We start from the raw sequence: 8,354 nt of genomic DNA on the forward strand, positions 1-8,354 counted from the left end.
CGTTTGGTCCCGCCTTCGTCGATGACTCCGTCGAGCGACTCGACCCACTCGCTGGTTTCCTCGGGGTCGATGTCCGGAAGCTGGCTCGGCAGGCCGTCGCTGATCACCGGGCGCTTGCGTTCCGTGGCCACAGGCATTCCTCTTGTCGGTGTCGGGCCGTGCGGGCCATTGTGTGAACCGCACGTTAATGGGTCCATCCTGCCTCGTTACGGTGGCTGGCGTCACGCCTACCGTGCGGCTACGCGACGCTCGACACACGTACTGAGCAGTAACTTCGGCTCAGCCCGCCAGGAAGCTGAAGCGCACCTGGCGTTCCGGGTTGTCGCCGTTCGGGTCGACCAGGCAGACGGACTGCCAGGTGCCGAGCGCGATGCGGCCGTCGAGCACCGGCAGCGTCGCGTACGGGGCGATCCAGGCCGGAAGCACATGATCCCGGCCGTGCCCCCGCGAACCGTGCCGGTGCCGCCACTTGTCCTCGGTCGGCAGCAGGTCGTCCACCGCCGTGAGCAGGTCGTCGTCGGAGCCGGCGCCGGTCTCGATGATCGCCAGCCCGGCCGTCGCGTGCGGGACGAAGACGTGCAGCAACCCGTCGCCGCGGCCCTGGACGAACGCCTCGGCCTCGCGCGTGATGTCGCGCACGACCGGCCGGTTACCGGTCCGGACGGTGATCACGGTGGTGTCCATGACGGGGAAGTCTTGCACGCTGCCGCGCGGTGGCAGGGCTCGCCATGGTCGTGAATGCTGGGATGCGTGACCACCCCGCAGAACCTCGACGAGCGTTTCCGGGACGCCGTCGCCGCCCTGCGCCCGGGCGAGCCCCGCCCGCCGGACGCCCCCGCCCGTCCCGGCGACGACCCGGTGCGGGCCGGCTCCGCCCTCACCGGCGCCCGCACCCGGGAGCTCTTCGACGCCCAGCTGACCAGCCGCCACCTCGACCTCGCCGCCCGCTGGCTGCGCAGCTTCAACGAGGGTTTCTACACGATCGGGTCGTCCGGCCACGAGGGAAACGCGGCGGTCGCGGCCGCCCTGCGCCCGGACGATCCGGCCCTGCTGCACTACCGTTCCGGCGCGTTCTACTGTGTCCGCGCCGTGCAGGCCGGCCCGGCGCCCGACGAGGACACCGACCCGCTGGTCGAGGCCGCCCGGGACGTGCTGCGGGGGGTGGTCGCCTCGGCCGCCGAACCCGTCGCGGGCGGCCGGCACAAGGTCTTCGGCCGGGCCGACCTGCGGATCATCCCGGCCACGTCGACGATCGCCTCGCACCTGCCCCGGGCGGTGGGGATCGCGTACGGGATAGCCCAGGCCCCCGCCCTGCGCGGCGTGGAGAGCCGCTGGCCCGCGGACGCCATCGCGGTCGCGTCCTTCGGCGACGCGTCGGTCAACCACGCCACCGCCACCGCGGCGCTGAACACCCTCGGCTGGTACGACCACCTCGGCCGGCGGCTGCCGCTGCTGCTGATCTGCGAGGACAACGGGCTGGGCATCAGCGTCCCGTCGCCGCGGGGCTGGGTCGCCGACACGTTGCGCGCCCGGCCCGGCCTGCGCTACTTCGCCGCGGACGGCTGCGACCTGGCGAGCGCGTACGACACCGCGCGGGAGGCCGCCGACTGGGTGCGGGCGGAACGCCGGCCGGCCGTGCTGCACCTGGACCTGGTCCGGCTCATGGGGCACGCCGGCGCGGACGTCGAGGTGGCGTACCGCAAGGCCGAGGACGTCGCCCGCGACCTGGACCGGGACCCGCTGATCGGGACCGCCCGGCTGCTCGTCGAGGGCGGGTTCGCCACCCCCGACGACCTGATCACCCGGTACGACGAACTGGGCTGGCAGGTCCGCAAGGTGGCCGAGGAGGTCCTCGGGGAGCCCAAGCTGACCACCCCCGCGGAGATCGTCGCCCCGCTCGCCCCCCGCCGCCCGCTGCGCGCCTCCCGGCACGTGACCGACGCGGCGACCCGGGCGAGCGGCGCCGGATCCGCGGCGCGCACCCAGGCGTTCGGCGGCAAGCTGCCCGAGCACGGCGGACCGCTGACCCTCGCCCAGACGATCAACGCCACGCTCACCGACGGCCTGCTCAGCAACCCCGGCGCGATCGTGTACGGGGAGGACGTGGCGGCCAAGGGCGGCGTCTACGGCGTCACGAAGAACCTGCGCGACCGCTTCGGCGCGGACCGGGTCTTCGACACCCTGCTCGACGAGACGTCCATCCTCGGCCTCGGGCTCGGCACCGGGCTGACCGGGCTGCTGCCCATCCCGGAGATCCAGTACCTCGCGTACCTGCACAACGCCGAGGACCAGCTCCGCGGCGAGGCGGCCACGATGTCCTTCTTCTCGCAGGGCGCGTTCCGCAACCCCATGGTCGTCCGCGTCGCCGGCCTCGCCTACCAGCAGAATTTCGGCGGCCACTTCCACAACGACAACTCGGTCGCCGTGCTGCGCGACGTACCCGGGCTGGTCCTGGCCGTGCCCGCCCGCCCGGCCGACGCCGCGCCGATGCTGCGCTCCTGCCTGGCCGCCGCCGCGGTCGACGGCACCGTCAGCGTGTTCCTCGAGCCGATCGCGCTCTACCACACCCGCGACCTGTTCCAGCAGGGCGACAACGAGTGGCTGGCGCCGTACGCGCCGCCGGGGGAGTGGGCCGCCGCGCACGTCCCGATCGGCCGCGCCCGCACCTACCCGTTCGGCTCCGCCGAGGACCTCACCATCCTGACGTTCGGCAACGGCGTACGGATGTCGCTGCGGGTCGCCGCCCAGCTCGCCGCCGACGGGTACGGCTCCCGCGTCGTCGACCTGCGCTGGCTGAGCCCCCTGCCGGTGGCCGACCTCGTCCGGGAGGCCTCGGCGACCGGCCGCGTCCTGATCGTCGACGAGACCCGGCGCTCCGGCGGCGTCGGCGAGGGCATCCTCGCGGCCCTGGTGGACGGCGGTTTCGTGGGCGCGGCCCGCCGGATAGCGTCAGCCGACTCGCCGGTTCCGCTCGGTCCGGCAGCGCAGCAGGTCCTGATCGGGGAAGATGCCATCACACAGGGTGCCCACGCCCTGCTGGCGCGGTAAATTGCCACACACTCGGTGCGCCACTTGCGCGCAAGCCCCCGAGTGTGTGGACTACCCCCACGGAAACGCCGTCGACAGCGGCGCCGACAACAGCAAGGAGGAATTCGACAGTGAGCGCGACCGCTGGTCAGGCCGACGGCGTACGCAGCCTGGCGGACCGGTTCGGCTTCGAGCCGACCATGGTGGTCATGGAGATGGGCTACGACGACGACGTCGACGAGGATCTCCGTGACGCCCTGACCGAACGCGTGGGCGATTTGGTCGACGAGGACACCGACGAGGTGGTCGACGCGGTACTGCTCTGGTATCGCGACGGCGACGGTGACCTGTTCGAACTCCTCACGGACGCACTGGGCCCCCTCGCCGACAGCGGCGTGGTCTGGCTCCTGACCCCCAAGGCCGGCCGCGACGGGCACGTCGAGCCGAGCGAGGTCAGCGAGAGCGCGCCGACGGCAGGCCTCCAGCAGACCTCCACGGTCAACGCCGGCAAGGACTGGACGGCAGCCCGCCTGGTCTCCCCCCGCGGGGCGGCGAAGAAGAAGTAGCGGAGAACCGGCACCGCGCACCCCGCGCGGCCGACGCCGCGCGGTCCCGACGCCGCGCGGCGGCTTAAGCTGGCCGGATGCCGATCGACGTGGGCGCCCAGGCCCCGGACTTCACCCTCAAGGACCAGAACAACCAGGACATCACCCTGACCGCCTTCCGCGGCCGCAAGGCGGTCCTGCTGGTCTTCTACCCCCTCGCCTTCTCCGGCACCTGCCAGGGCGAACTCCACGAGATCAAGACCAACCTCCCCGCGTACGCCAACGAGCACCTCCAGGTCCTCACCCTCAGCGTCGACTCGGTCTACAGCCACAAGGTCTGGGCGGACCGCGAAGGCTACGACTTCCCCCTCCTGTCGGACTTCTGGCCCCACGGAGCCGTAGCCCGGTCCTACGACGTCTTCAACGAGGACCGCGGCTACGCCAACCGAGGCACCTTCCTCCTCGACCCCGCCGGCACCGTACGCTTCGCCGAGATGAACCTCCCCGGCGAACGCCGCGACCAGCACACCTGGCGAAAGAAGATCGCGGAAGCCCTCAGGTAGGATGACCACTCCGGTATCCACGGAACCGGGCGCGTAGCTCAGCGGGAGAGCACTCGCCTTACAAGCGAGGGGTCGTAGGTTCGAAACCTACCGCGCCCACCCATTGACCAGCGGCGGAAGGACATCCGGCCGTCGACCGGCTGGTTCCGGTCTCAGTTCCGGTCTCATTGCCCTCTCCACGCGCGTTGCTGGTGCGGCCGAACGTGTTGGTGCGGCCAGGCGACGAGGTTCGGAGTCAAGCTGAACGGTCGGCGGGCCCGAAGGTCAAGTGAGAGTCATGCGGATTCCGCTCCGCTGGGGTGGTGGACGGTAACCACGACGTCCTTGACCAACGCTATACATGTAGAAATCCGGGCGTGCTGATGAATTGGATACCGTTTCCTGCCCGGCTCGTCTAGCATCATCAGGTGCTAGACGAGCTGAGGCTGACCAACTTCAAGGGCTTCGCAGACTTCTCCCTCCGCTTCGGGCGAAAGAACGTCCTTATCGGACCGAACAACGCCGGGAAGTCTACGATCATTTCAGCCCTTCGCCTGGCTTCGTCCATGGTTGCCCACGCCAGTCGCCGGAACCCTACTGCAGCCTTTCAAGATCAAGAAAGGGACGTCATCGGCTTCCGCGTGAATGATCTACCGATCCGCGAACTTTCGGGATTCGTATTCGAGAACATCAAGCACGAGTTTTCTGAGGACACTGCTCGGCTCGTGTTGAAGTTCAAGAGCTCGGCGGAGCTGCATGCTGTGTGGCCGCGTGATGCTGAACAGGGATTCTTCTATGTCGACCGTATGCCGGGACTGCAGGCGCGAACAACCAAGTACGTGCGTGAAGCAGTGTCAGGCGTCGGAGTGATCCCGGTTCTTACTCCGATCGAGCACCGTGAGGAGATTCTTCGGAGACAGTACGTTGCCGAGAATCAGAGTTCGAGGTTGGCTAGTCGTCACTTCCGAAATCAACTACACGGACTTGGTCGCGACGATTATGACGAGTTCATATCTTTTGCCTTGGAAAACACGCCGGAAGTCGCTTCACTTAGGCTAGCTCTAGACTCCGACACGTTCCCGCCTGAACTCGACTTTTTCTATGTGGAGGCTGGCGGGAGACGAGAGAAGGAGCTGTACTGGGCCGGCGATGGCATGCAGATCTGGCTTCAGATCCTGTATCAGTTGTACCGGCATAGGGATGCGGACGTTCTAGTGCTGGACGAGCCAGATGTCTATCTGCATCCTGATCTGCAGCGGCGGCTGATCAACCTCCTAGAGGATTCGACGCCTCAAACAATCGTCGCCACCCATGCACCTGAGATGCTAACGGAAGCATCGCGAGAGACTGTTGTCTGGGTGGATCGAACGCGTCGAACCGCTCGGCGCGTTCGCGATGAAAAGTTTCTCGACCAGGTCAACGTTCATCTCGGAAGCGGGTTCAACCTCGGTGTTGCGCGCGCACTCCGTAGCAAGCTCGCCCTCTTCGTAGAGGGCAAAGATATGAAACTTTTGAAGAACCTTGCTAGGACATCAGGAGCTGGGCTGCTCGCCCGAGAGCGAGGCGTTACTGTCATCCCGCTCGAAGGATTCTCGAACTGGGCCAACGTGAAGCCATTCTCTTGGATGGCAAAAGAGCTGCTAGGAAATGCCGTTAAGGTGGCCGTTCTCCTGGATCGCGACTACAGGGGGAGTGAAGCCATTTTCGATGTCGAGAAAGCGCTCGCCGATATCGGCGTCGAGTGCCACGTTTGGCGCCGCAAGGAACTCGAAAGCTACCTGATAGTGCCTTCGGCGATCGCGCGAATGGTAGATGTGCCGTTCGAAGAGGTCGAAGGGATGCTGGATGACGTTGCAGAAGACCTTAGGATTGAAGTGCAGTCGAACTTCTTGGCGCAGCGGCGCCGTGAAATCGGCGACGCTAAGCTGAGTGAGGTAACCGTCAATCAGGCGCTGATCCAGGAGTTCGAGCAAGAATGGACAGGGCATGGCATGAAGTTGGAAATGGCGCGGGCTAAGGACCTGCTGCACGGTTTGAACGCAAAGCTGCAGACGTCTGGAAAGAAGGCCGTCTCTGCAAGAGCGCTGTCCGTGCATATCCGACGTTCCGAAGTCGCCAGTGAGCTGGCGGACTTCGTGCTTGGACTGGAAGAAGCGTTGAGGACTTCTTGAGCGGCGCACGGGGTCTGCCATGTGTGCATTGCGACTGCCATCGCGTTCAAACTTCGGCACCTGCTGATAGCGAAAGGCGCATTAACGCGCCATCGCGTCGACGTCTGGTGACCTTGATGCTCGCCCTCAGTCAAAGCTGACATGCAATGTGACCACCTGCTCTTTATGTGAGGCGATATGGCTGGACGCGAGTGTCGTCGCTGTTAGTTACGAATCTTCGGTTAGTTATACGCACTCGTGAAGCGGCGCGGATGATCGAGCAATTCGGTGCGCATGGAGTGTTCCAGCCGCAGCCAAGGTCTATCAAAACACGGCCGATGGCTTCCGCTGCGGCGGGATGGTGATCGCCCACTCCCAATGTGGAGACCCGGATGGATCGGTATTGCGACCGCATTGGCAAGCCCATTCTTCGCCAGGATCTCCAGCAAGTGCCGGCCAGAATCGTAGGTTGACTGCCTCGACTTGCGGTCCGCGGGCGCCCTCATCCAAGTAGACTTCCACCTCCCTTCCTCCCTCAATGACCGGCCCTAGCGACAGAGGTCGGCGGGACTCGCCGATCAAAGCATCACCGGCCACTCGGAAGGTGCGCTGTGGCGTGAATACGAGGAAGCGACCGGAGACGTGGGTGCGGCTATTGTGCTTTCTTCGCAGCATGCTTTCCTGAAGGGGCGGCTCGGGGCGCAATGCTCGATGGTCGCGTTGTGTCTCGGCATGCGCGACAACCGCAGCCGACTCCGATGACTTCTCAGAATGTCGTGCCGACTCTTTGGCGGCTTCGGCGGCGAGCCTCGCGGATACGGCAGAGTCCTCTGCCGCAACTGCGTTACGTCGGTTGATAAGGGCGGTCCATATAGACACCGACAAAGCGGCGATGCTGATGGCGACGGCGATGATCGCGAGGGCGGTGGCCATGGCTGAGGAGCATAGATCGTAACGAGAAGCCGAGGTGAGGCTGAGGCCGACTCGTCCCGCCTTTCCCACTCACCTGGTTGAGGTGTTCCGGCCAGCCATCACTGGGCCCGCCAGAGGAGTCCGGCGACCTGCTCGGCGATGCCACCGACCAACTCGGGCGCCAGGTGCTGGTACCGAGTCGTCATCGCCATCTGAGACCAGCCCATAACCTCCATGACAGCGCGCGTGGGAACGCCGAGCACCAAGAGCATGGTCGCGGCGGTATGCCGCGCGTCATGCAGCCGGGCATCGCGTACACCAGCGTCGCGTAGGAGCTTCTTCCACGCCTCGTGATCGGCTCGGGGATCGATCGGCCGGCCGTTTGGTTGGGTGAACACCCCAGGGCCCCGGCAAAGTCGTGATGGTGTCCGGCTTGAGTAGTTCGGAGTAGAAGCGCGGCTGTTGGTGGCAACAAGACGGGCATGACCGGTTCAGAAGATCATCAAGGTTCTCTACGCCACGATGATCTATCCGAAGTGAGTCATGCCCGCACTGTCATCATCGCTGATCTCTTCTCTGTCCAGTGCACCGGCTCTGACTGTGTCTGAAACCGCTGGTGGGCTGCCCGCAGCACTCGCCGGTCTGCCTGATCCGCGAGCCCGGCGAGGTGTCCGACATCGACTACCGGTCGTGGTGAGCTCCGCAGTCTGCGCCGTCGTGGCCGGCTACCGCTCGTATACCGCGATCGCTGAATGGGTCGCCGATGCTCCGGACACGACCGTCCTGGCCCTGGGCATCACCCCGGACCGGCGACCGTCCGAAGCGATGATCCGCCGGCTGTTACAGGCCCTGGACCCGCAGCTGCTGACCGCGGCGATCGGCGAATGGCTCGCCGGGCGAGCCACGCCCGGCGCTACGACAGGCAGGCGGGCGATCGCAGTCGACGGCAAGTCGCTGCGCGGATCCCGCACCACCGACACAGCCGCCCGGCACGTGATGGCCGCCTGCGACCAGGCCAGCGGTGTGGTCCTGGCCGACACCGACGTGGACGGCAAGACCAACGAAATCACCCGGTTCCAGCCTCTGCTCGACCAGATCGGCGACCTGCGCGACACGGTGATCACCGCCGACGCGCTGCACTGCCAGCGTGAGCACGTCACCTACCTCGCCGAACGCGG

Annotated in this window: 8 protein-coding genes and 1 tRNA gene; 6 read left to right on the top strand and 3 right to left on the bottom strand. The window is 66.3% G+C overall.

What is annotated here, in order from left to right; all coding sequences use genetic code 11:
* Positions 1–279: 279 nt before the first annotated feature.
* The gene (locus CLV70_RS38295; RefSeq protein WP_106131521.1) at positions 280–684 is read right to left on the bottom strand and encodes a YjbQ family protein; all 405 of its coding nucleotides are present in this window, start codon (positions 682–684) and stop codon (positions 280–282) included.
* 54 nt (positions 685–738) lie between these two features.
* On the opposite strand from CLV70_RS38295, the gene CLV70_RS38300 reads away from it, so the two are divergent.
* The 5 genes from CLV70_RS38300 (at position 739) to CLV70_RS38320 (ending at position 6,285) form a co-directional block, all read left to right on the top strand.
* Positions 739–3,048: a transketolase C-terminal domain-containing protein gene (locus CLV70_RS38300; RefSeq protein WP_106131516.1), complete on the top strand. Its 2,310-nt coding sequence runs from the start codon at positions 739–741 to the stop codon at positions 3,046–3,048.
* 110 nt (positions 3,049–3,158) lie between these two features.
* Positions 3,159–3,593, top strand: coding sequence for a DUF3052 domain-containing protein (locus CLV70_RS38305; protein WP_106131517.1), 435 nt, complete (start codon positions 3,159–3,161; stop codon positions 3,591–3,593).
* Between the two features lie 77 nt (positions 3,594–3,670).
* On the top strand, positions 3,671–4,135 hold the full coding sequence (locus CLV70_RS38310; protein WP_106131518.1) for a peroxiredoxin: 465 nt from the start codon (positions 3,671–3,673) through the stop codon (positions 4,133–4,135).
* A gap of 27 nt (positions 4,136–4,162) precedes the next feature.
* Positions 4,163–4,234 (top strand) — tRNA-Val (locus CLV70_RS38315).
* A 308-nt stretch (positions 4,235–4,542) separates the two neighbouring features.
* Complete coding sequence (locus CLV70_RS38320) at positions 4,543–6,285, top strand: ATP-dependent nuclease (protein ID WP_106131519.1); 1,743 nt, start codon at positions 4,543–4,545, stop codon at positions 6,283–6,285.
* A 303-nt stretch (positions 6,286–6,588) separates the two neighbouring features.
* Here CLV70_RS38320 and CLV70_RS39475 read toward each other — a convergent pair whose 3' ends face one another.
* Together CLV70_RS39475 and CLV70_RS41920 are read right to left on the bottom strand one after the other, a co-directional pair.
* Positions 6,589–7,197 (bottom strand): hypothetical protein, encoded by a 609-nt coding sequence (locus CLV70_RS39475; protein WP_146164348.1) that lies wholly within the window; start codon positions 7,195–7,197, stop codon positions 6,589–6,591.
* Positions 7,198–7,295: 98 nt separating this feature from the next.
* Positions 7,296–7,574 carry a tyrosine-type recombinase/integrase gene (locus CLV70_RS41920; RefSeq protein ID WP_106131520.1) on the bottom strand — a complete coding sequence of 93 codons (279 nt, stop codon included), beginning with the start codon at positions 7,572–7,574 and terminating at the stop codon, positions 7,296–7,298.
* Positions 7,575–7,719: 145 nt separating this feature from the next.
* On the opposite strand from CLV70_RS41920, the gene CLV70_RS38330 reads away from it, so the two are divergent.
* The coding region (locus CLV70_RS38330) for an ISAs1 family transposase (protein ID WP_245908807.1) at positions 7,720–8,354 on the top strand (635 nt) is incomplete at its 3' end.

The organism is Pseudosporangium ferrugineum, assembly GCF_003002065.1.
In the GTDB taxonomy this organism is placed as follows: Bacteria; Actinomycetota; Actinomycetes; order Mycobacteriales; family Micromonosporaceae; genus Actinoplanes; species Actinoplanes ferrugineus_A.

Coding starts and splice junctions, on each gene's coding strand:
- CLV70_RS38295 (WP_106131521.1), bottom strand. CDS start 684: ATGGACACCACCGTGATCACCGTCCGGACCGGTAACCGGCCGGTCGTG.
- CLV70_RS38300 (WP_106131516.1), top strand. CDS start 739: ATGCTGGGATGCGTGACCACCCCGCAGAACCTCGACGAGCGTTTCCGG.
- CLV70_RS38310 (WP_106131518.1), top strand. CDS start 3,671: ATGCCGATCGACGTGGGCGCCCAGGCCCCGGACTTCACCCTCAAGGAC.
- CLV70_RS39475 (WP_146164348.1), bottom strand. CDS start 7,197: ATGGCCACCGCCCTCGCGATCATCGCCGTCGCCATCAGCATCGCCGCT.